At 71.9% G+C, this 21157-nt stretch carries 20 protein-coding genes and 2 pseudogenes; 6 read left to right on the top strand and 16 right to left on the bottom strand.

All coding sequences use genetic code 11. The features are described from left to right. Positions 1–62: 62 nt before the first annotated feature. On the top strand, positions 63–608 hold the full coding sequence (locus M5362_RS17965) for an N-acetyltransferase (protein WP_260228591.1): 546 nt from the start codon (positions 63–65) through the stop codon (positions 606–608). A 1-nt stretch (position 609) separates the two neighbouring features. Here the strand turns inward: M5362_RS17965 and M5362_RS17960 are convergent, their stop codons facing one another. From M5362_RS17960 to M5362_RS17940, 5 genes are all read right to left on the bottom strand, one after another. Next, positions 610–2058 carry a penicillin-binding protein 2 gene (locus M5362_RS17960; RefSeq protein WP_260228590.1) on the bottom strand — a complete coding sequence of 483 codons (1449 nt, stop codon included), beginning with the start codon at positions 2056–2058 and terminating at the stop codon, positions 610–612. A 178-nt stretch (positions 2059–2236) separates the two neighbouring features. Beyond that, positions 2237–2854, bottom strand: coding sequence for a response regulator transcription factor (locus tag M5362_RS17955; protein WP_260228891.1), 618 nt, complete (start codon positions 2852–2854; stop codon positions 2237–2239). A 29-nt stretch (positions 2855–2883) separates the two neighbouring features. Beyond that, positions 2884–4188 (bottom strand): sensor histidine kinase, encoded by a 1305-nt coding sequence (locus M5362_RS17950; protein ID WP_260228589.1) that lies wholly within the window; start codon positions 4186–4188, stop codon positions 2884–2886. Continuing rightward, positions 4185–5177 carry a hypothetical protein gene (locus M5362_RS17945; RefSeq protein WP_260228588.1) on the bottom strand — a complete coding sequence of 331 codons (993 nt, stop codon included), beginning with the start codon at positions 5175–5177 and terminating at the stop codon, positions 4185–4187. The genes M5362_RS17950 and M5362_RS17945 overlap by 4 nt, the downstream gene beginning before the upstream one ends. A 112-nt stretch (positions 5178–5289) precedes the next feature. Then, positions 5290–6060 (bottom strand): IclR family transcriptional regulator, encoded by a 771-nt coding sequence (locus tag M5362_RS17940; RefSeq protein ID WP_260228587.1) that lies wholly within the window; start codon positions 6058–6060, stop codon positions 5290–5292. 111 nt (positions 6061–6171) lie between these two features. On the opposite strand from M5362_RS17940, the gene M5362_RS17935 reads away from it, so the two are divergent. Next, a complete protein-coding gene (locus tag M5362_RS17935; protein WP_260228586.1) occupies positions 6172–7671 on the top strand; it encodes an aldehyde dehydrogenase (NADP(+)) in 1500 nt (499 codons plus the stop codon). A 252-nt stretch (positions 7672–7923) separates the two neighbouring features. Here M5362_RS17935 and M5362_RS17930 read toward each other — a convergent pair. The 5 genes and pseudogenes from M5362_RS17930 to M5362_RS17910 form a co-directional block, all read right to left on the bottom strand. Beyond that, a pseudogene (locus M5362_RS17930) lies at positions 7924–8256 on the bottom strand (IS5/IS1182 family transposase); the annotation flags it as partial. Positions 8257–8271: 15 nt separating this feature from the next. Then, positions 8272–8625 (bottom strand): hypothetical protein, encoded by a 354-nt coding sequence (locus tag M5362_RS17925; RefSeq protein ID WP_260228584.1) that lies wholly within the window; start codon positions 8623–8625, stop codon positions 8272–8274. A 562-nt stretch (positions 8626–9187) separates the two neighbouring features. Further along, positions 9188–9637: a hypothetical protein gene (locus M5362_RS17920; RefSeq protein WP_260228583.1), complete on the bottom strand. Its 450-nt coding sequence runs from the start codon at positions 9635–9637 to the stop codon at positions 9188–9190. A 290-nt stretch (positions 9638–9927) separates the two neighbouring features. Next, positions 9928–10351 (bottom strand): annotated as a pseudogene (locus M5362_RS17915) (DUF6086 family protein). Positions 10352–10403: 52 nt separating this feature from the next. Continuing rightward, entirely contained in the window at positions 10404–11783 is a 1380-nt protein-coding gene (locus M5362_RS17910; protein ID WP_260228582.1) for a (2,3-dihydroxybenzoyl)adenylate synthase, read from the bottom strand. A 236-nt stretch (positions 11784–12019) separates the two neighbouring features. Here M5362_RS17910 and M5362_RS17905 point away from each other — a divergent pair, with 236 nt between their 5' ends. From M5362_RS17905 to M5362_RS17895, 3 genes are all read left to right on the top strand, one after another. Next, complete coding sequence (locus M5362_RS17905; RefSeq protein ID WP_374214488.1) at positions 12020–12496, top strand: N-acetyltransferase family protein; 477 nt, start codon at positions 12020–12022, stop codon at positions 12494–12496. 62 nt (positions 12497–12558) lie between these two features. After that, positions 12559–13257 carry a DsbA family oxidoreductase gene (locus tag M5362_RS17900; RefSeq protein WP_260228581.1) on the top strand — a complete coding sequence of 233 codons (699 nt, stop codon included), beginning with the start codon at positions 12559–12561 and terminating at the stop codon, positions 13255–13257. 239 nt (positions 13258–13496) lie between these two features. Continuing rightward, positions 13497–14552 carry an aminotransferase class V-fold PLP-dependent enzyme gene (locus M5362_RS17895; RefSeq protein WP_260228580.1) on the top strand — a complete coding sequence of 352 codons (1056 nt, stop codon included), beginning with the start codon at positions 13497–13499 and terminating at the stop codon, positions 14550–14552. Positions 14553–14660: 108 nt separating this feature from the next. Here M5362_RS17895 and M5362_RS17890 read toward each other — a convergent pair whose 3' ends face one another. After that, on the bottom strand, positions 14661–15185 hold the full coding sequence (locus M5362_RS17890; RefSeq protein ID WP_260228579.1) for a MarR family winged helix-turn-helix transcriptional regulator: 525 nt from the start codon (positions 15183–15185) through the stop codon (positions 14661–14663). A gap of 115 nt (positions 15186–15300) precedes the next feature. Between M5362_RS17890 and M5362_RS17885 the strand changes: the two genes are divergently transcribed. Then, positions 15301–16368: an alkene reductase gene (locus M5362_RS17885; RefSeq protein ID WP_260228578.1), complete on the top strand. Its 1068-nt coding sequence runs from the start codon at positions 15301–15303 to the stop codon at positions 16366–16368. A 73-nt stretch (positions 16369–16441) separates the two neighbouring features. On the opposite strand, the gene thpD is transcribed toward M5362_RS17885, so the two are convergent. The 5 genes from thpD to M5362_RS17860 form a co-directional block, all read right to left on the bottom strand. Continuing rightward, positions 16442–17308 (bottom strand): ectoine hydroxylase, encoded by an 867-nt coding sequence (gene thpD / locus M5362_RS17880; protein ID WP_260228577.1) that lies wholly within the window; start codon positions 17306–17308, stop codon positions 16442–16444. Between the two features lie 2 nt (positions 17309–17310). Continuing rightward, positions 17311–17709 carry an ectoine synthase gene (locus M5362_RS17875; protein WP_260228576.1) on the bottom strand — a complete coding sequence of 133 codons (399 nt, stop codon included), beginning with the start codon at positions 17707–17709 and terminating at the stop codon, positions 17311–17313. Positions 17710–17750: 41 nt separating this feature from the next. Then, positions 17751–19019 carry a diaminobutyrate--2-oxoglutarate transaminase gene (gene ectB, locus M5362_RS17870; protein ID WP_260228575.1) on the bottom strand — a complete coding sequence of 423 codons (1269 nt, stop codon included), beginning with the start codon at positions 19017–19019 and terminating at the stop codon, positions 17751–17753. Continuing rightward, entirely contained in the window at positions 19016–19540 is a 525-nt protein-coding gene (ectA, locus tag M5362_RS17865; RefSeq protein WP_260228574.1) for a diaminobutyrate acetyltransferase, read from the bottom strand. The genes ectB and ectA overlap by 4 nt, the downstream gene beginning before the upstream one ends. Positions 19541–19906: 366 nt before the next feature. Continuing rightward, positions 19907–21010 (bottom strand): aminotransferase class V-fold PLP-dependent enzyme, encoded by a 1104-nt coding sequence (locus M5362_RS17860; RefSeq protein WP_260228889.1) that lies wholly within the window; start codon positions 21008–21010, stop codon positions 19907–19909. Positions 21011–21157: the final 147 nt, after the last annotated feature.

The raw sequence follows: 21157 nt of genomic DNA, 5'->3' as shown, positions 1-21157 counted from the left end.
CCGGACAGGGAACGGGGCAGTCGCACGGCGGTCCTCCGCGGGGTCGAAACTATGCTCGGTTCATGAATGACCTTGCATACCGTGTCGCGGGTCCCGCCGACCAATCGGCCCTCGCCGCGCTCGACGACTCGTTCAGCACGGAGCACGTCTACGAAGTCGCTTCCGGGGACCTCGGCTTCGGGCTGCGGCTCGTCGCCGTGGAGCCCCCGCTGGTCAAGGCCTTCCCGGTGGAGGACGGCCCGGACGAGGACGGCCACGCGGCGGACGCGCACGAGATCGTGGCCGTCGACGCCGACGGGAGGCCCGTCGGGTTCATCTCCGTCGGCGTGGAGGAGTGGAACCGGCGGCTCGTCGTCCACCAGGTCACCGTCGACCCGGCCCACCGCGGCCGGGGCATCGGCGGCGAGCTGATGCGCCGCGCCCTGGCCCACGGCCGCGAGCGCGGCGCCCGTACCGCCTGGCTGGAGGTCACCAGCGTCAACGTGCCGGCGGTACGGGCCTACCGGCGCATGGGGTTCCGGCTCTGCGGCCTGGACACCACGCTCTACACCGGCACCGAGTCCGAGGGCGAGACCGCCCTCTTCATGGCAAGGCCCCTGGACCGGTAGGTCACTTCAGCGCCGCCTTCATCATCTTCTGGGCCACCGGGGCCGCCAGGCCGTTGCCGCTGACCTCCGAGCGCGCCGCGCCCGAGTCCTCGATCAGCACGGCGACCGCGACCTCCTTGCCGGTGTCCGCGTCCTTCGCGTACGACGTGAACCAGGCGTACGGCGTCTTGCTGTTGTTCTCGCCGTGCTGGGCGGTGCCGGTCTTGCCGCCGACCTCGGTGCCCGGGATCGCCGCGTTCGAGCCCGTGCCCTTGTCGACCACGGTCACCATCGCGCTGCGCAGCTGCTCCGCCGTCGCGGAGGAGACGATCCGCTCGGTGTCCCCGTCCTCGAAGGAGTCGAGGGTGTCGCCGTCGGAGTCCACCACCTTCGAGACCATGTGGGGCGCCGCCATGAGGCCGTCGTTGGCGATCGCCGCCGACACCATGGCCATCTGGAGCGGCGTGGCCGTCACATCGAACTGGCCGATGCCGGTCAGAGCGGTCTGCGCCTTGTCCATGCCGGAGGGGTACACGCTCGGGTAGGCCCGCACGGGCACGTCCTGCTGCTCGTCGTTGAAGCCGAACTTCTCCGCCGTCGCCTTCACCTTCTCCTGGCCGAGGTCGACCGCGATCTTGGCGAAGACGTTGTTGCAGGAGTACTGGAGCGCGGTGCGGAGCGTGGCGTTCTCGCAGGGCGCGGAGGGGTTCTCGTTCTCCAGGTAGCGGGTGGAGCCGGGCAGCCTGTACGGGTTCGGGCTGTCGGTCGCCGTGTCGACGGAGCCGTAGAGCCCGTCCTCGAGCGCGGCCGCCGCGACGACCAGCTTGAAGGTCGAGCCGGGTGGCAGCGGCTGCCGCAGGGCACGGTTGACCAGCGGCTTGTCCTCGTCCTCGGTCAGCTTCTGCCAGGTGTCGCCGTCGGTCAGACCGGCGATCGCCGAGGGGTCGTACGAGGGGGTGGACACCAGCCCGAGGATCCGGCCGGTCTTCGGGTCGATGGCGACGGCCGCGCCCTTGGTGTCCCCGAGCGCCTTGGAGGCGGCCTTCTGGACGGCCGGGTCGATGGTCGTGAGCACATCACCGGGTTCCTGCTGCTTGCCGGTGAGGGCGTCGAGGGGGTTCTTCAGCCGGGTGTCGGTGCCGTCCAGGACGTCCGCGTAGATGCCCTCCAGCTGCGTGGCCCCGTAGGCCTGGGAGCTGTACCCGGTGACGGCCGAATAGAGCTCGCCGTCGGTGTAGTCGCGCTTGTACGCGAGATCGCCACCCTCCGTCTCCTTCGAGCCCGTGACCGGCGAACCGGCCACGATGATGTTCCCGAGCGGCTGCGCGTACTGCGCCATGGCCTTCCGCCGGTTGTTCTTGTCGTCCGCGAGGGCCTTGCCTTCGTACACCTGCACCCAGGTCGCCCGGCCCAGCAGGGCGAGCACCAGGAGCAGCGAGAAGACCGAGGCGCGCCTGATCGTCTTGTTCATCCCATATGCGGGACGAGCGGGAGGGGGCGTGGCGTTCCTGATGTGTCCCGTTTCTCAGGAAACGTTCATGCCTGGTCACCGCGCGTCGCGGCCGCTCGGCGGGGCGTGAGGAGGGGAGACGGGCCGGGGGCAGGACGCCGCCGCCCCGCCTCAGCGCGTCCCGCCTCGACCTGCCCGCTCAGCGTGCCCCGACGAAGCCCGACTCGTACGCCAGGATCACCGCCTGGGTACGGTCCCGCGCACCCGTCTTGGCCAGGACCGCCGCCACATGGGTCTTCACCGTCGCCGGGCCGACCCCCATGCGCCCGGCGATCTCCGCGTTGGTCAGCCCCGTCGCCACCAGACGCAGCACCTCCGCCTCCCGCTCGGTCAGCCGGGCCACCCAGGGCGGCGCCGCCGGGGGTCGGCGGCGGGCGTGCTCGGCGGCCAGGCCCCGTACCGCCGCCGGATAGAGGAGCGAGTCGCTGCGGGCGACCAGCCGGACCGCGTCCACGAGCTCCTCCGCGCCGGCCCGCTTCAGCAGGAAGCCGGCCGCGCCCACCCGCAGCGCGTCGTAGACGTACGCGTCGTTCTCGAAGGTCGTCACCACCACGATCCGCGGCGGTTCCGCCATCCCCGCGAGGATCTGCTCGGTCGCCCGGATCCCGTCGATCTCCGGCATCCGGACATCCATCAGGACCACGTCCGGCCGCGTCTCGCGCACGACGGACACCGCCTCGGCCCCCGTGGACGCCTCGCCCACGACCTCCAGATCCGCCTCCGCGTCCAGGATGACCCGCAGGGCGGTCCGCACCATCCGCTCGTCGTCCGCGAGCACGATCCTGATCACCGGACACCTCCCCGCGGCAGGCGCACGGCGAGGCGCCAGACGCCGGCCACCGGGCCCGCCTCGGACGTGCCGCCGAGGAGGCGGGCCCGTTCGGCTATGCCGCGCAGACCGCGGCCGCCGTCGGGCCGGGTCACCGCCGCGCGGGCGGGCAGGGGATTCTCCATCGTGATCTCCAACTCGTCGTCGTCCAGGGCGAGCCGCGCCGTCACGCGCTCGCCGCCCGCGTACCGGGCCGCGTTCGTCAGACCTTCCTGGACGATCCGGTACGCCTCCCTCGACACCGCGTCCGGCACCCGGTCGAGCTCCCCGGTCACCGTCAGCTCCACCCGCCGCCCCGCGCCCCTCACCAGCGCGTCCAGCGCGTCGAGCCGGGGCCCCGGCAGCTCCCCGTCGTCCTCGCCCTCGCGCAACAGGCCCAGGACCGAGTCCAGTTCGCCGACCGTGCGCCGGGTGGTCTCCTCGATCGCGGCCAGTGCCTCCCGTACGAACTCCACGTCGGCGTCCAGGACCCGGCGCGCCGCGCTCGCCTGGAGCGTGACCGCGCTCAGCGCGTGGCCGACGGAGTCGTGCAGCTCACGCGCGAGCCGGTTGCGCACGGCCAGCTCGGCGGCGCGCCGCTCGGCCGCCGCGAGGCGGTCCGTCGCGCTCGGACCGAGCAGCCGCGGCGCCTGCCGGGCGAGGAAGGTCCCCGTGCCCGCGGCGACGGCGGCGAGCGCGAGCAGCATCAGCAGCCCGGCAGGGACGCCGAGCCACTGCACCCACGGCCGGTCCAGACCCCAGAACGAGGCCAGTTCCGACTCCTGGAGCGAAGCCGAGAACGGCAGCGCCATCACCGTGACCGCGAACGGCGGCAGGGCCAGCGTCGCCCCGCTTACCAGCGCGCCGATCCCCAGATGGAGCGTGAACCAGCCCGCCGTGCGCGCCTTGGCACCGCGCCCCCGAGCGGGTCCGTCGGCGAGCCGGTCGCCCACGGCCCGGTCGACAGCCGTCCGGTCGCCCGGGACCCGCTCGCCCCCGGTCCGGTCGCCGCCCCCGATCCCGCACAGCGCCCGCGCCGCCGCGACCGACATCGGCCGGGTCAGCGGGAAGAGCGAGGTGAGCGCGGCGAGTGGCAGGCCCACCGCGTACGCCCCGAACTGCACGGTCAGGCTCGCCCCGAACATCGCCTCCCCGCCCGTGAGCATGGCCACGACCACCGAGCCCACCAGCCAGTACGGCATGAACAGGGCGCCGCCCAGGATCAGATGCACCCAGCGGAGCCTGGCCCGCCGGCCCAGGATCGGTGCGAGCAGCGGTCTCACGCGCTCGCGCTCCGGCGCCGCAGGAAGTCGGCCAGACAGCCCGCCAGCAGGAACCCGGTGATCATTTCCCCAGCGTAGGTCAGCTGAGCCAGGCCGGTGAACGCCTTGTCGGGATCGGTGTCCGGCATGAACGTCACGAGCATCATGTAGGCGCCCCAGCACCCGACTCCGCCCGAGCCGACCCAGGCCAGGCCCAGGGTCGTACGGACCGACAGCGACCGGGCCCGCCGGAGGACCAGGAGCACCACGCCGGCCACGGCGACGGCGACGAAGAGCGCGCGCGTCCACTCCAGGACGTAGAAGTCGTCGGTGCGCCGGGCGATCTGCGCCGGGGAGAGCCCACGCGTCGCGCCGGACGCCCACATCACATGGACGGCGGCGGGCACCAGGGCGAGCAGCGAGGCGAGGGCGGCCGTGACGCGGGTGCCGGTGCCGCAGAGCCGGGCGGGCAGGTCGCCCAGGGTGCCGCGCCACACGTGCGCCCAGCGCTCGCGTACGTAGAGGACGAAGAGGGTGCCGAGCGCGAGCCCCTGGACGATGAAGCCGCCGTAGACGATCCCGAAGACCCAGTCGTCGAGGAACGGTTCGCCGCCGGCGGCCGGCTTCGGCGGGCCGGTGACGAGGGAGACCGCGAGCTGCGCGGGGAAGCCGATCATGATCGGGGAGAGCAGCCCGGTCGCGGCCCACAGGGGGAACGCGAGGAGCCAGGCCCGCACCCGCAGGCCCCACGGCTGGGTGAGCAGCAGGGCGAGGACGGCCACCACGGCGTCCATCACCACGGAGACCGAGTTGGCGACGATCAGCAGGGTCCGGTGTTCCAGGAGCACGCTCCCGGCCGGAATGCCGATCTCGCTGCCGAACACCCAGGCGATCTTGAGCGAGATGTACGGGAGGCAGGCCACGCCGGCGAGGGTGCGGAGGATCCTGCGGGCGGCGTCCGGGCGGCCGGCCGGCCTCGGAACGGGGAGGTGGGGAGCGGTCTGCGTCATGGCCCCACGCTCCCGCGCGCGCCCCTCCCCGCACCTCCTGCCCACAGACGAACCGCCTCCGCCGCGCGGGGGGAGAGACCCTCCCCCGACCAGCCCAGGGCCTAGCGGTTCCTCAGAGGCGGCGGGTCGCCAGGGTCAGACGGTCACGGGCGTCGAAGAGCGCGTCCTTGATCATCTGCTCGTGCCCCGGGGTCAGCCGCGCCACCGGCACCGAGCAGCTGATCGCGTCGCGCGCGGGCGTCCGGTACGGGATCGCGATCCCGAAGCAGCGCAGTCCGAGGGTGTTCTCCTCGCGGTCCACGGCGTAGCCCTGCTCGCGGATGAGGTGCAGCTCCTCGATGAGCCTCTCGCGGTCGGTGATCGTGTGCTCGGTCAGCGCCGGCAGTGTCTCCGGGAGCAGCTTGCGGACCTGCTCGTCGCTGTGGGTGGCGAGCAGCGCCTTGCCGAGCGAGGTCGAGTGCGCCGGCAGCCGGCGGCCGACGCGCGTGAACGGCCGGAGATAGTGCTGGGACTGACGGGTCGCCAGGTAGACCACGTTGGTGCCGTCGAGCCGCGCCATGTGAATGGTCTCGGTCGTGTCGTCGGAGAGCCGGTCGAGGGTGGGCCGTGCGGCCGCGACCACCTCGTCGCCGTCGATGTACGACGTGCCGACCAGCAGCGCCCGCACCCCGATGCCGTACCGCGTGCCCGTCGCGTCCGTCTCCACCCAGCCCAGCTCGACCAGGGTGCGCAGGAGCATGTACAGGCTGGACTTGGGGTAGCCGACGGCCTCCTGGACGGCGGCGAGCGAGTGCATTCCCGGGCGCCCGGCGAAGTACTCGAGCAGCTCCACGGTGCGCACCGCGGACTTGACCTGGGCCCCACCCGTGTCGGCAGTCGACATTGCCTCGCCCCTCTTTCCGTGCCTCTTGTGGAGTCGGCACGCCCGTCAATAGAGTCCTGATTCATCTACAGGAACTCTGTTCAGAATAGCGAACAGAGCGCGCGGAGGGGCATGGCTGTGGCAGCTGAACCAGTGTGGAGTGTGGACCCCCGGACGGGGAAGCCACGGGAGCAGGTTGCGGTGGAGGCCACAGCCGAGGAGATCGACCGGGCCGTCCGGGCCGCGGCCGCCGCCCGCGAGGCGCTCGCCGACCGTGCGACGCGGGCGGCCCTGCTCCGTACCGCCGCGGACCTCCTCGACGAGGCGGGACCGCACGTCATCGAGGCCGCCGACGCCGAGACCGCGCTCGGACCGGCCCGGCTGACCGGTGAACTCGCGCGCACCACGGCCCAGTTGCGGTCCTTCGCGGACGTGGTCGACGAGGGCTCCTTCCTCGACGTACGGATCGACCTGCCCGACCCGACGACCACCCCGCCCCGCCCCGACCTGCGCCGCTGGAAGGTCCCGCTCGGGGTCGTCGCCGTCTACGCGGCCAGCAACTTCCCGCTCGCCTTCTCCGTCCCCGGCGGCGACACCGCCAGCGCCCTCGCGGCCGGCTGCCCCGTCGTGATCAAGGCCCACCCGGACCACCCGGCCACCTCCGAGCTCTGCGCCTCGCTCCTGCGCCGGGCCGCGGCCAAGGTCGGGCTGCCCGAGGACGTGGTCGTCCTGGTCCACGGCTTCGACGCGGGTGTCGACCTCGTCCGCCACCCGCTGGTCGCGGCGGCCGGCTTCACCGGTTCCGTCACGGGCGGGCGGGCGCTCTTCGACGCGGCGGCGGCCCGGCCCGTCCCCATCCCCTTCCACGGCGAACTCGGCTCGCTCAACCCGGTCGTGATCACCGCGGCCGCCGCCGAGGAGCGGGCCGCGGAGATCGGGGCCGGCCTCGCGGCCTCGGTGACCCTGGGCCAGGGGCAGTTCTGCACCAAGCCCGGCTTCGTCCTGGCGCCCACGGGCGAGGCCGGCGACCGCTTCGTCTCCGCCCTCACGGACGCCATCAGCGAGTCCGAGCCCGGCGTGATGCTCGACCACCGGATGCGGGACCGCTTCCTCACCGCGACCTACGAGCTCGCCCAGATCGCCGGCGTCGCCGCGCCCGTCCACCCGGGCCCGGGCGGTCCGCACACCGTCAACGCGGGTTTCCTGACCTTCGACGCCGAGATCCTGCTCAAGGGCGCGCACAGCGCGATCCTCCACGAGTGCTTCGGCCCCGTGACCCTGGTCGCCCGCTACTCCTCCCGGGACGAGATCACCGCGGTCCTCGGCCTGCTCCCCGGCAACCTCACCGCCACGCTCCAGATGGCGGAGGAGGACCCGGAGGCCGCCTCCCTGCTCGCCGAACTGACCCCGCTGGCGGGCCGCGTGCTCGTCAACGGCTGGCCGACGGGCGTGGCGGTGGCGGGCGCGCAGCACCACGGCGGGCCCTACCCGGCCACCACCTCCACCGCCACCTCGGTCGGCGCGACCGCGATCGAACGCTGGCTGCGCCCGGTCACCTACCAGTCGACCCCGCAGCACCTGCTCCCGCAGGAGCTGCGAGACGGCAACCCGCTGGGACTGCCCCGCCGTTGATCCCTGGTGACGACGGGGGAGTGCGCCTCGACGGCGGCGGCATCCTGGCCGTCCGCCGTCCGCCGTCCGCCGTCCGCCGTCCGCCGTCCGTATCGACTCCTTCGACAGTCTGATCCGCTTCGAGGTCGCATACCGGCAAGAGGCGGAAGCCCGGATGCGGGAGGACGGCCTGCCTGCTCCGTGGGAACTGACGGAAAGTCGGTCGAAACAGTATCGCCGGGCGACGGAACAGCTCATCGGGTAACCGGCGCCTCAGCCTGTGAGCCTTCGGTAGCCAATGAGGCTTGCGGCTATGCCGACGAAGGCGAGGAAGTGCTCGGCCTTCCGTTCATAGCGCCGGTGGAGCCGTCGACACAGGTGGCCGTAGTCGCATCCTTTGTCGGCATGGAGTTTCGCCGGCCGACGGCGCCGGGGCCCACGGCGGGAGCGGACGGGCGGAATGCCCCGGACGAGCGGCTCCAGGCCCTGGCTGTCGTGCATGTTCGCACCGGAGATGCCCAGGGACCACCGTCGGCGGCACTGCACGTGGCCCATCGTCGGTCGGTATGGGCGGCGGCTCTCAGGAGTTCCTGAGAGCCGCGCCTCAGCGTGGCATCTGAATCACACGGCTACGCGCTTCCAGCCGGACTTGTTCAGAGCGGTACTCCCAAAGGGAGCGCAGGGGCCTTCGCACCTGGCGGCGTAGAAATCGATCATGTCGGGCTCCTCGAGTTCGAGGTTGCACTTCACCGTGGTGTTCGCGCCCTTGGTGTTCTCACACCATCCGTAACTTCCACGGTCCGTGGCGTAGTAGCCGCCCGCACGGTGGCCATCGGCCTTGGTGTCGGTGATGTAGACGTCATCACCCGTGGACTGCCAGCACATCTTGGCCCCGGTCGTACTGACGCAGGTCTCTGCAGCGCTTGCCTGCGGAACCAGGATCACGCCCAACAGTGCAATCACCGTGGAGCCCATGGCACCCGTGCGCCCGAGAGCACGCCGAATCCTCATACTGCAAAACCTCCGCTGGAAGGAAGACGTCATCGAACAGCGGAGGCTAGCATGATCTTTTGCGACATCTCGAACGTGTGATCGAATGCCCACTGCACCCGCACAACTGCCATACGGATGCAGCCGCGCGGCCCCCGTGGAGCGTCTGCCCCGACCGCTACAGCACCCTCAGGAGCCATGGCGGCCGCGCCTGGTGCAGGGAGTTGGCCTGTCGGCGCTTCCTTCGGCTACGACAGGCCGAGCAGGGCCTGTGGGGAGCCCCTGACGTACGAGGTCGCCGACCCCCATGGCGGCTTGCATCTGGTCTGCGCCGCGCACGCGATGACGCCGAGGAGCGGCTGGAGGGTGGCACGGTCACCACTCTGACGGCGTGAGAGGTCGCCTTCCTGTGGCGGACAGCGGACGGCCGCAGTGCCCCGAGACCTGCCCGTGACGGGACCGGGGCACTGCCGAGTCCAGGCTGGACACTTGCGGAACTGTCCGCTCAGGCCTGCGTGCACTCGCCTCAGCTGGGTGGGAGATCCGCCTACGACCGGACAGGGAGGCCGCGGCTGCAGACCTGCTCCGAGCCCTTCACCAGGCACACGTCGAGGGACAGACGCTGGCCTTCGTCCAGGTCACCGGTCTTCCATGAGGTCGTGTAAGGGGACGAGTGCCCCTGAGTCGAAGCCTCGCGGTAGACCCAGGCGTTCGTGATGATCCCCTTGACGCCCCACCCGTCGGCCGCGTCGTCATTTGCTCGCAGCGCGTCTCCAGGGTCGGTTCCCACCGGGTCCGCGTTCCAGTTCACGTATCCGGCGTACTTGCCGTCGGCGTAGAGGTAGGCGACCACCGAATGGGTGTCCTGGTACCAGCTCGTCTGGACGGTGAGCCGGGGCGCTGCCGCGGCAGTACCCGCACCAGTGCCAAGGGTGGCACCGACCGTCACGGCGGTCGCCGCAAGCAGGGTCGCTATCCGGGTCCTCATCTTGGCCATCAATGTCCTCCCGCATCTAAGCGATCAAGGTAGGGCGTGATCTTAGACCCGCCGTGGTCACCGCGACGACACCGCCCTCGCCGGAGATGGCAGCCACCTGCGCGCACGAACACAGCTCAACCCGCGAACGGGCGGTGACGTCGACGATGCGCGCCGGCGCGCGGAGCGGCTCTGACTCAGTGGCCGCCGCCCTGCGCCTCTTAGCAGCCGTTTCCGTTGGTGGTTCAGTTCTTATGGCGGCTGCAGCGGTGAGAGGTTGCGATCGGGTTCGTCAGGCGCGGCTGCTCTGGTCAGCGGGGCATGCGCCGTCCCAGCTCCCGGGCCTTCTCGCGCAGCCCCGCAGCCCAGGCTGCGCCTTCCGCAGGGGCGGACAGCCCCGTGACGGTGGAAACCTGCACGTCTTCGAGCGGGGCTTCCGGGGTGGCTCCGTGCCGTGCCCAGTCCACCTTGATCGCGGCGCGTTCTGCAAGAACGAGCACCGTGGCAGTGAAGCCTTCGGAGAGCGCGAGCCAGATGGCGTGGCTCGTTCTTCGGTGCTTCGCCACAAGGGCGTTCACGAAGGTTTCGAAGGTATCGGGGCTGATCTGACACTCGTCGTTCTCCATCGGCCCGATGCCCGAGGGGAGTTCCAGCTCCGCTTCGAAGACCGCTACCTGGCGCTGGAAACATGCGGGAAGCTCCATTGGACGGGTTCCACGGGGTCTCGTCGCCGATGTCGAAGCACTGGCAGGAGAAATGCCCGCAACTGGGCCTTCTGCAACACCCTTTAAGGGGCGGCTTCGCGGTTCTCGGCCGTGCCCCCGCGAATGCCCCCGGTCACCACCAGGTCGCCGTCCGGGGTGCGTCGTGCCAGGGTGCCGGTGCGGAACCAGCCGTCGGGGGTGAAGGCGCGGGCGTCCTCGTCGGGGGTCCGGAGGTGGCCGCGCGGGACGGACGGGCCGCGGGCGAGGAGTTCGCCGGGCTCCCCGTCGGGCACGTCCTCTCCGAAGGCGTCGACCAGGCGGAGCTCGTCGTCCGGCGAGAGCGGGCGGCCCTGCGTGGTGAACACGGTCTCGTCCGGGTCGGCGGGCCGGGTGAAGGTGAGCGGCCCCTCGGCCATGGAGAAGACCTGTTGGAGGCGGCAGCCCAGCTCGGGTCCCACACGTTCGGCGTCCGCCCGCGGCAGGAGCGCCCCGCCGACCTGGAGGAGACGCAGACTGCTCACGTCGGCACCGACGGAGGAGAGCGCGTCGAGCCAGCGTCGGGCTGCGCCGGGGTCCACCGAGGTGAGGGTGACCCGCTCCCGTTCGACGACCGGAAGGCACGCGGCGGGTTCCGGGTCCGCGGCCAGGACGACGGTGCCGCCGACGGAGAGGGTGCCGACGACGCCGGGGCAGCCGAAGGCGAAGGTGGAGCCCGCGGGCAGCGCGGCCAGGTACACGTCGTCCTCGGTGAGCGACACGAGCTCGGCGGCGGCCCGCGCTTGGCAGGCGTAGTCGTCGTGGGTACGCGGAACGAGCCTGGGAGCCCCGTCGGTCCCGCCGGAGAGCAGGAAGAACGCCACCTGGTCGGCGCTGGTCGCGCGCGCCGGTGCCGGCGGGGCGTCGACGGAGCCCAGCGGGACGTAGTGGCAGCCCGACGGGTCGGTCGTGAAGCCGCCGTACGGGGACTCGGCGCCCGGCTCCTCGTAGGTGAACACCCGTCGCAGGAAGGGCCCTTGGGTCGCGATACCGGCCGCCATCGCCGTGTGGTCGAAGCCCTCGTACGTCGAGGGTCCGACATAGCCGACGGCCTCGGTGACCCGCACGAGGCGGGACACCTCGGACGCGCGGTACGGGAGCGGGCAGAACACGGGGGCCACCCCGGCGCGCATCAGCGCGAACACGGTGACCACGAACTCGGGAACGTTCGGCAGCTGCACGACGGCCCGTTGCCCGGGCCGGAGGTCGAGCAGCCGGAATCCGGCGGCCATGCGGTCCACCCGCCGGTTCAGCTGCGCGTACGTGACGCGGGTGCCGCCGTGCACGAGCGCGGTCCGCGGTCCGTACTGCAGGGCCCAGCCGCGCAGCAGGTTGTCCAGCGTGTTGCCACGCCAGTGCCCGGCCGCCCAGTAGCGGTCGACGAACTCCTCGGGCCAGGGTGTGCGGCCGTCGGGCAGGGGTGTCATGCGCTTCCTTCCATACCGGCGACCGGTACCGGATGCCATACCGGCGACCGGTACCGGATGCCGCCGTGTCGACCGTGGAAGTCCAGTGCTCCCGCACACCCGTACGCAAGGTGCCGTACCGACCAAGGCGCGCCGGCTCCCCTCGGCGGAACGTCCAAGGGGCGCCGCCCACCAGCGGGATCGCCCTCGTCCGGCCCGTCCGCAACCGCCGTCCCGCCCCTCGCGTCCCCGTTGTCATGATCAGAACTGCGACCCCCCGCGACCTCGACGCCATCGCCGCCCTGCACCTTCAGGCACGGGCCACGTACTACGGCGGGCACATCCCCGACGCCGAGTTCGCCGGGCCCGAGGAGCTGGCCCGCACCCGGGAGGGGTGGAGCAGGGCCGTGGAGCGGGGCGACGTGCTCTGTGCCGAGCGGGACGGCGAGGTCGGCGGAGTCGCCGCGTACAGCAGGGGCGACGGCGTGGTGACGCTCACCCAGCTCCACGTCCGTCCCGACCGGTGGCGCCGAGGTCTCGGCACCGCCCTGCACGCGGCCTGTCTGGACGTCTGGCGCGCCGAGGGCATCGCCACCGCCCGCCTGCTGGTCTTCGAGAAGAACGAGCGGGCCCAGGCCTTCTACGCCGCCCACGGCTGGACCCCGGACCCCGACACCCCGCGCTCCGGCACCCATGTCGTGCTCCGCCTCACAGTGGCGCCCGCCGCGGAATGAAACCGCCCGGCCGGGGCGTTCCGGCGACGGAACACCCCACGACCCCGGAGAGAAGCAAGAACATGCGCGTCGAGATCTGGAGCGACATCGCCTGCCCGTGGTGCTACATCGGCAAGGCCCGCTTCGAGAAGGGGCTCGCGGCCTTCGCCCACCGCGACGAGATCGAGGTCGTGCACCGCTCCTTCGAGCTCGACCCGAACCGGCCCAAGGGTGACACCGCTCCGGTGATCGACATGCTGGCGAAGAAGTACGGGCGGACCCTGGACGAGGCCCGCTCCATGGAGGCGCACGTCGCCTCCAACGCGCATTCCGAGGGCCTCGGCTACCGCACCGAGGGCCGGGACCACGGCAACACCTTCGACATCCACCGCCTGCTCCATCTCGCCAAGGAGCGCGGCCGGCAGAACGAGCTGCTCGACCTCGCCTACCGCGCCAACTTCGCGGAGGAGCGGTCCGTCTTCGACGCCGAGACGCTGGTACGGCTCGGGGCCGAGGCCGGCCTGGACGAGGCCGAGGTCCGCGCCGTCCTCGCCGACGAGACCGCGTACGCCGAAGCGGTACGGGCGGACGAGCGCGAGGCGGCCGAGCTGGGCGCGAACGGCGTCCCGTTCTTCGTCCTTGACCGCCGCTACGGCATCTCCGGCGGCCAGCCCGCCGAGGTCTTCACCCAGGCTCTGGAGCAGGCGTGGCAGGGCCGGGCGCTCCAGCCGGTCGGCGGCGACGCCGCGGCCTGCGACGTCGACGGCGGCTGCGAGGTCTGACCGGCCCGCCCCTCCCTCGCCCCCCGGCCCCGGACGCGGACCGTCCGGGGCCGAGGCGTGTCGGGGCCGCTGCGGGAGGGTCCGGGGCCGAGGCGTGTCCGGGGGCGGATGCCCAGGGTGTCCGGGGCGCGTCCGCCTTCGGTCGGCACGGCTCCGACCTGCGCGCATAAGCCGCGCTTGGCCTCTCCCCATGATCAACGGCAATTGACGGCGGCCCGGGGGGACCCCAGGCTGGGGCCATGGATGCCATCGAACCTCTCGGCGGAGCCGAGTTCGCGCCGCAGCAGACGTATCTGAACACCTCCGCCTGCGCGTTGCTCCCGCGCCGCACGATCGAGGCGATCACCCTGCTCGCCGAGGAGACCGCGGCCGGGCGCGCGGGCGGCGCCGGCGACTTCGACATCGTCGCCGAGGCCCGCGCCACCTACGCCCGGCTCATGGACGTCCATCCGGACCGGGTCGCGGTCGGCAGCTCGGTCTCCGTCCACGTCGGCCTGATCGCGCAGTCGATGCCCCCGGGCGCCGAGATCCTCTTCCCCGAGGGCGACTTCAGCTCGGTGATCACGCCCTTCACCGTGCGCGGCGATCTCAAGACGCGCTTCGTGCCGCTGGAGCTCCTCGCCGAGTCGGTCCGCCCCGAGACCGCGCTCGTCGCCTTCTCCGCCGTCCAGTCGGCGGACGGCCGGACGGCCGACTTCGCGGCGGTACGGGCCGCGGCGGCCGCGCACGGCGCCCGTACGCTCCTCGACGCCACCCAGTCGGCGGGCTGGCTGCCGCTGCGGGCGGGGGAGTGGGACTACACGGTGGCCGGTGGCTACAAGTTCCTGCTCTGCCCGCGCGGGGCGTCCTTCCTCACCGTCACGGAGGAGGCGCAGGACTCGCTGGTCGCGATCCACGCGGGCTGGGTCACGGGCGAGGAGCTGTGGACCAACAGCTACGGCCCGGTGCGCGAACTCGCCCGCTCGGCACGGAGGTTCGACGAGCCGCCGGCCTTCCTCTCGTACCACGGCGCGGCCCGCTCGCTCGCGCTGCTCGAGGAGGTCGGCATCGAGCGGATCGAGGCCCACAACAAGGCCCTCGCCGCCCGGTTCCGGGCCGGACTCGCGGAGCTGGGGCACGCCCCGGTGCCGGACGTCTCCGGCGTCGTCGCCGTGCCGGGCCTCGGCGACCGTCAGGACGCCCTGCGCGCGGCGGGCGTCCTGATGTCCGCCCGCGCGGGCAACCTGCGGGCGTCCTTCCACCTCTACAACAGCGCGGTGGACGTCGACCGGGCCCTGGAGGTCCTGGCGGGCTGACGCCGCGCGCCCGTACGCGCGCAGGTGCCGTTCCCGAGGCGCCCGGGCCCTCCCGGGCGCCTCGGTCCGTACGCGAGGGCCGGGCCCGGGGCCCCGGGGTCCGGCCCGCTACGCGCCCTCGCCCCGCTTCGCCTCGCCGCACCTGTCCATCTCCGCGCAGAGGTTCTCCTCCACCTTCGAGAGCAGGCGGGTCAGTTCCGTGCGCTCGGCCGGGGTGAGCCCGGCCAGGGTGTACTCCTCCAGGCCCGTCCAGGCGTCCGCGACCCCCGTCCGCAGCGCGCCCCCGTCCTCCGCCGCCTCGACCAGGGCCGCGCGGCGGTCGGACGGGTCCGGACTGCGGCGGACGTGACCGCTCTGCTCCAGCCTCTGGAGCATCTTCGTGACCGTCGACGGGTCGAGGCCCATCGCCTTGATCAGCTCCGACTGACGCACCGGCCCCCGGTCCCACAGGCACATCATCAGGAACTCCTGGCCCGGGAAGAGCCCGACCTCCTTGAGCAGCCGCCCCGCGGCGATCCGGTGCAGCCGGGCCACGCGGGAGAGCCCGTGACTCACCGGCCCGCCCAGCGCGGCGGACGGCACCGGGCCCGTACAGACGGGCTCCGACGGGTTCACGGACGGGGACTCGGGCATCGGTCGCTCCTCGTTGCGGGTGGTGTGCCCAGATTACCTTGGTCGGCCAAGTAATGCGTTACAGTGACGTCAGGCCGAATGCTTGGCCGACCACATAAATTCTTGGGAGACCGTCATGACCACCGCCTTCGACCCGATCGACCTCTCCGGCATCCGCCTCGCCAACCGCATCGCCATGGCCCCGATGACCCGCAGCCGGGCCGACGCCGTGGACCGGACCCCGACCGCCCTGGCTGTCGAGTACTACGCCCAGCGCGCCTCCGCCGGCCTGATCATCACCGAGGGCATCCAGCCCGCCGCGGAGGGCCAGGGCTACCCGAACACCCCGGGGCTGCACAGCGCCGAGCAGACGGCCGCCTGGCGCGCGGTCACCGACGCCGTCCACGCCCGCGGCGGCACGATCTTCGCCCAGCTGATGCACACGGGCCGGATCGGCCACCCCGACCTTCTCGACGGCGACCTCCACCCCGTGGGCCCGTCCGCCGTACGCGCCGACGGCCGGCTCTTCACGTTCGACGGGCTCAAGGACTACGTCACCCCGCGCGAGCTGACCTCCGACGAGGTGCGCACCACCGTCGCCGCCTACGCGGCCGCCGCGCGCAACGCCGTGGACGCGGGCTTCGACGGCGTCGAGATACACGGAGCCAACGGCTATCTCGTCCACCAGTTCCTGGCCACCGGCACCAACCACCGCACCGACGAGTGGGGCGGTCCGGTCGAGAACCGGATCAGGTTCGCCGTCGAGGTGGCGAAGGCCGTCGCCGCCGAGATCGGTCCCGGGCGCACGGCCCTGCGCATCTCCCCGGCCAACCCCTACAACGACATCGCGGAGACCGGGACGGAGGAGACGTACACCGCGCTGATCGCGGCGATCGACCCGCTCGGCATCGCGTATCTGCACCTCATGGAGGCCGCCCCGGCCGTCCGTGAGCTGACGCTGGCCCTGCGCAAGCGGTTCTCCGGCACCTTCGTCCTCAACCCGGCGACCGAGAGCCCGACCGGCGCCGCGTCGCTGGCCCTGATCGAGGACGGTACGGCCGACATGGTCGCGTACGGCGCGCTGTTCATCGCCAACCCGGACCTGCCGGCGCGGCTGAGGAACGGCGGCCCGTACAACATCCCGGACCGCGCCTCGTTCTACGGCGGCGACCACCGCGGATACACGGACTACCCGGCGCTGTGAGGGAGCGGGGGCCCGACAGGCCCCCGCTCCCTCACAGCACCCGGCTCAGCCCGCCCGGCTCACCGCACCCGGTTCACCGTACCGGCGTGAAGTCCCGCGCCCCGATGAACTCCGGCCGCCGTACCGGCGCCGCGAACGGCTCCACCGCCGCGTTCTCCACGCTGTTGAAGACGATGAAGACGTTGCTCCGCGGATACGGCGTGATGTTGTCGCCCGAGCCGTGCATCGCGTTGCAGTCGAACCAGGTCGCCGAACCGGCCCGGCCCGTGAAGAGCCGGATCCCGTGCGCGTCCGCGAGCGAGGTCAGCGCCTCGTCGGACGGGGTGCCCGCGTCCTGCATCTGCAACGAGCGCTTGTAGTTGTCCTTCGGCGTCTCGCCCGCGCAGCCCAGGAACGTCCGGTGCGAGCCCGGCATGATCATCAGACCGCCGTTGGTGTCGTGGTTCTCCGTCAGCGCGATCGACACCGACACCGTGCGCATCCGCGGCAGCCCGTCCTCCGCGTGCCAGGTCTCGAAGTCCGAGTGCCAGTAGAACCCGGAGGCGCCGAAGCCCGGCTTCACGTTGATCCGCGACTGGTGGACGTACACGTCCGAGCCGAGGATGTCGCGGGCTCTGCCGACCACCCGCTCGTCCCGGACCAGCCGGGCGAAGACCTCGCTGATCCGGTGCACCTCGAAGACGGAGCGTACGGTCGCCGACTTCGACTCGACGATCGCGCGCGGATCGGAGCGTACGGCCGGATCGGCGACCAGCCGGTCCAGCTCGCGCCGGTACGCGGCGACCTCGTCGTCGGCCAGCAGCTCCGGCTCGACGAGGAAGCCGTCCCGTTCGAACGACTCCAGGCCCGGGGCGTCGCTCCACACCACCGGGTCCCGGCGGGGCGTGAGCACCTCGGACGCGCCGCGGGTCGGGTACAGGTCGGTCAGGACGTCCGTCATGGTCAGGCCTCCTCCGTGAGCAGGGGGTACACCCCGTTCGCGTCGTGGTCCTCCCGGCCGGTCACCGGCGGGTTGAAGACGCAGACGCAGCGGAAGTCGGTCTTGGGGCGCATGGTGTGGCGCTCGTGGCCGTCGAGCAGGTACATCGTGCCCGGCTCGATCCAGTGCGTCTCGCCGGTCTCGTCGTTCGTCAGCTCGGCCTCGCCCTCGACGCACAGGACGGCCTCGATGTGGTTGGCGTACCACATGGACGTCTCGGTGCCCGCGTAGAGCACGGTCTCGTGGAGCGAGAAGCCGACCCGCTCCTTGGCGAGGACGATCCGCTTGCTCTCCCAGGTGCCGGACTTCGCCCGCACATGGCGTTCGGTGTTCTCGATGTCCTTGAAGGATCGGACGATCACGGTGCTGCAACTCCCTTGCGTCTAGCGGTGTTACGGATGGTTCAGACGGTCTCGCGGACCGCGCGGGACAGCGTCCGCAGACCCTCGTCCAGCTCGTCGGGGGTGATGGTCAGCGGCGGCAGGAGTTTGACGACCTGGCTCTCCGGGCCGGAGGTCTCCAGCAGGAGCCCCAGCTCGAAGGCGCGGGCGCAGACCTTCGACGCCCGGGACCGGTCGGCGAACTCCAGGCCCCAGACCAGGCCCCGGCCGCGGTAGTGGGCGCCGTAGGCGGAGTTCTCCTCGCAGATGGCGAGGAGCGCCTGCTCGACCTGCTCGCCGCGCGCCAGGGTCTGCTTCTCCATCTGGCCGTCGGCCCAGTACGTGTCGAGCGCGGCGGCGGCGGTGACGAAGGCCGGGTTGTTGCCCCGGAAGGTGCCGTTGTGCTCGCCCGGCTCCCACACGTCCAGCTCGGGCCGGAACAGGCAGAGCGACATCGGCAGCCCGTAGCCGCTGATCGACTTCGAGAGCGTGACGATGTCCGGCGTCACGCCGGCCTCCTCGAAGGAGAAGAAGGCGCCGGTGCGGCCGCAGCCCATCTGGATGTCGTCGACGATCAGCAGCATGTCCTGGCGCCGGCACAGATCGGCGAGCGCCCGCAGCCACTCGGCGCGGGCCACGTTGATGCCGCCCTCGCCCTGGACCGTCTCCACGATCACCGCGGCCGGCTTGTTCAGACCGGAACCCTGGTCCTCGAGCAGCCGCTCGAACCAGAGGAAGTCCGGCACCTGCCCGTCGAGGTAGTGGTCGAACGGCATCGGCGTGCCGTGCACCAGCGGGATCCCCGCGCCGGCCCGCTTGAAGGCGTTGCCGGTGACGGCGAGCGAACCCAGCGACATGCCGTGGAACGCGTTGGTGAAGGAGACCACCGACTCGCGGCCCTTCACCTTCCGGGCCAGTTTCAGCGCGGACTCCACCGCGTTGGTGCCGGTCGGCCCCGGGAACATCACCTTGTACGGCAGGGAGCGCGGCCGCAGCACGACCTCCTGGAAGGTCTCCAGGAAGGTCCGCTTGGCCGTGGTCGCCATGTCGAGACCGTGGGTGATCCCGTCGCGTTCCAGATAGTCGATCAGCGCCCGTTTGAGAACGGGATTGTTGTGGCCGTAGTTGAGAGAGCCGGCGCCGGCGAAGAAGTCGAGGTACTCGTGGCCGTCCTCGTCGGTGAGGCGGGCGCCCTGCGCGCGGTCGAAGACGGTGGGCCAGCCGCGGCAGTAGCTGCGCACCTCCGACTCAAGGGTCTCGAAGACGCTCAGTTCGGGCGGGGTGATGGTCACAGCGATGCTCCCGTGGGGTGGAAGGGGCCGATGCGGTACAGGACTTCGGGCTGGTGGGCGGCGTCGCCCTCGGCGGAGCCGGGGAACAGGCCTCCGTCGAAGAGGACTTCGCGCTCCAGGGGGAGGCGGTGCCGGGCGGCGTAGGCGGTGAAGAGCCGGTCCGACGGCGTGTTGTCGGGGGTGACCGTCGTCTCGACGGCGTCCGGGGCGACCCGGGCGGTCAGCGCGTCGAGCAGCACCCCGGCCAGGCCGCGTCCGCGGTGGCTCTCGTCGACGGCGATCTGCCAGACGACGAGGGTCCCGGGGCGGTCCGGGCGCAGGTATCCGGTGACGAAGGCGACCGGCTCGCCGTCGGCGGAGCGGGCGACCAGCGAGGTGGCGGCGAAGTCGCGGCACCACAGGAGGTAGCTGTACGAGGAGTTCAGGTCCAGCACCGCGGAATCGCGGGCGATACGCCAGATCGCGGCTCCGTCCTCCACTCGTGGGCTTTCCAGTGTCATGGCTGCTTGTGCTGCGGTCATGCCGAGGAAATGTACCGACCGAATTCTGTAATTGCATCGGGCGATGGGGTGGGCTTACGGCATCGGATGTGTTATTCGCGCGAGCGCGGATCACCACCGGTATGCCCGTATAAATCCGGGCAAATCTAGCGCGCTGTGGGGTCGGTCACAGAGACGGAATGTGGACGGAAACGCTGATGAAACCTTTGCGTTTAGGGTCCGGAAAACGGGGCAGAAGAACGCGGAAGAAGTAAGGGAATTTGCTCGGAGAATGCGAGACGGTATTCCCTTTCAAATGCGTGGAGAGCTGACGGTGGAAATTGCCGGGTGGGAAAGCGGGACGGGCGGGGCCGTCGGCCCCGCCCGTCCTCCGTGTTCCGTGGTGGACTACCGGCCCCACGCCTCCGTGACCGCGCGGCGCGCGCCCTCCAGGTCCACCGTGCGGCCCGTCTCGCCGAGCGCCGCGCCCAGCGCCGCCAGCGAGGACTGCACGGCGCCCGGGGTCGCGTCCACCCCGTAGTGGTTGACCCGGATCATCTCCTTCGCCAGCGCCCCGCCGCCCGCGATCAGCGGCAGCGACGGATCCGCCGCCAGCGCCCTGGCGACCAGCTCCGAGGCGTCCACGCCCGCCGGGGCGCGCAGGGTCGTCGCGACGGGGGCCGCGTCCTTCGCCGCGTGGACGTACGGCTCCAGGCCGCCGCCGAGCGCCAGCGTGCCCGCGCGGGTCGCGGCCGCCGCGGAGGCGTGACGGGCCATCAGCGCGTCCAGGCCCTCCGCCTCGATCCGCTCCACGCACGCCTCCAGCGCCAGCATCTCCAGCTGGGCCGGCGCGTGCAGCAGCGCCGTGCGGCCGCCGTCGATCCAGCGCTCCTTCCAGTCCAGGAGGGAGAGGTACGAACGGCGCGGCGCCCGCGGGTTGGCGGCGAACCGCTCCCACGCCCGCTCGCTCACGGAGACCGCCGAGACACCCGCCGGGCCGCCCATCGCCTTCTGCGCGCCGATGATGCACATGTCCACGCCCCACGCGTCCGGCAGCACCGGCTCCGCGCCGATCGACGCCACCGCGTCCAGGTAGAACAGCGCGCCGTGCGCCCGCACGACCTCGCCGATCTCGGCGACCGGGTTGGTGTTGCCGGTCGCCGCCTCCGCGTGGACCAGGGAGACGAAGTCGATCTCCGGGTGCGCGGTCAGCGCCCGCTCCACCTGGGCGGCCGTCACCGCCGTGTGGAAGGGCACCTCCAGGTCGACGACCGTGGCGCCGCAGTCCCGCAGCCAGTTGCCGAACGTCTGGCCGTACGGCCCCGTGACGATGTTCAGCGCCGTCGAACCGGGCCGGGCCCCGCTGCGGATGCAGCCCTCCAGCGGCAGCAGCGCCTCGCCCTGGGTGATGACCACGTCCTGCTCGGTGGAGAGCAGGGCGGCGACCCTCCGCTCGATGGAGGCGAAGTGCGCGGCGGTCAGCGGGGCCAGGTCCAGCAGCGGATGAGTCACGGTCACGGTGGTGCCTTCTTCGAAAGGAGGATCGAGCGTCGGTTTCAGGGTACCGAGCCGGTTCCCGAGGGCTCCGGACGTCCGCACGGACGCCCGCTCCGGTGCGGCGATCACGCGCGCCCGCTCCGGTGCGGCGATCGGGGAACG

It is taken from the genome of Streptomyces sp. Je 1-79 (genome assembly GCF_025195125.1).
In the GTDB taxonomy this organism is placed as follows: domain Bacteria; phylum Actinomycetota; class Actinomycetes; order Streptomycetales; family Streptomycetaceae; genus Streptomyces.
This window is presented reverse-complemented; position numbering and strand designations above follow the sequence as displayed.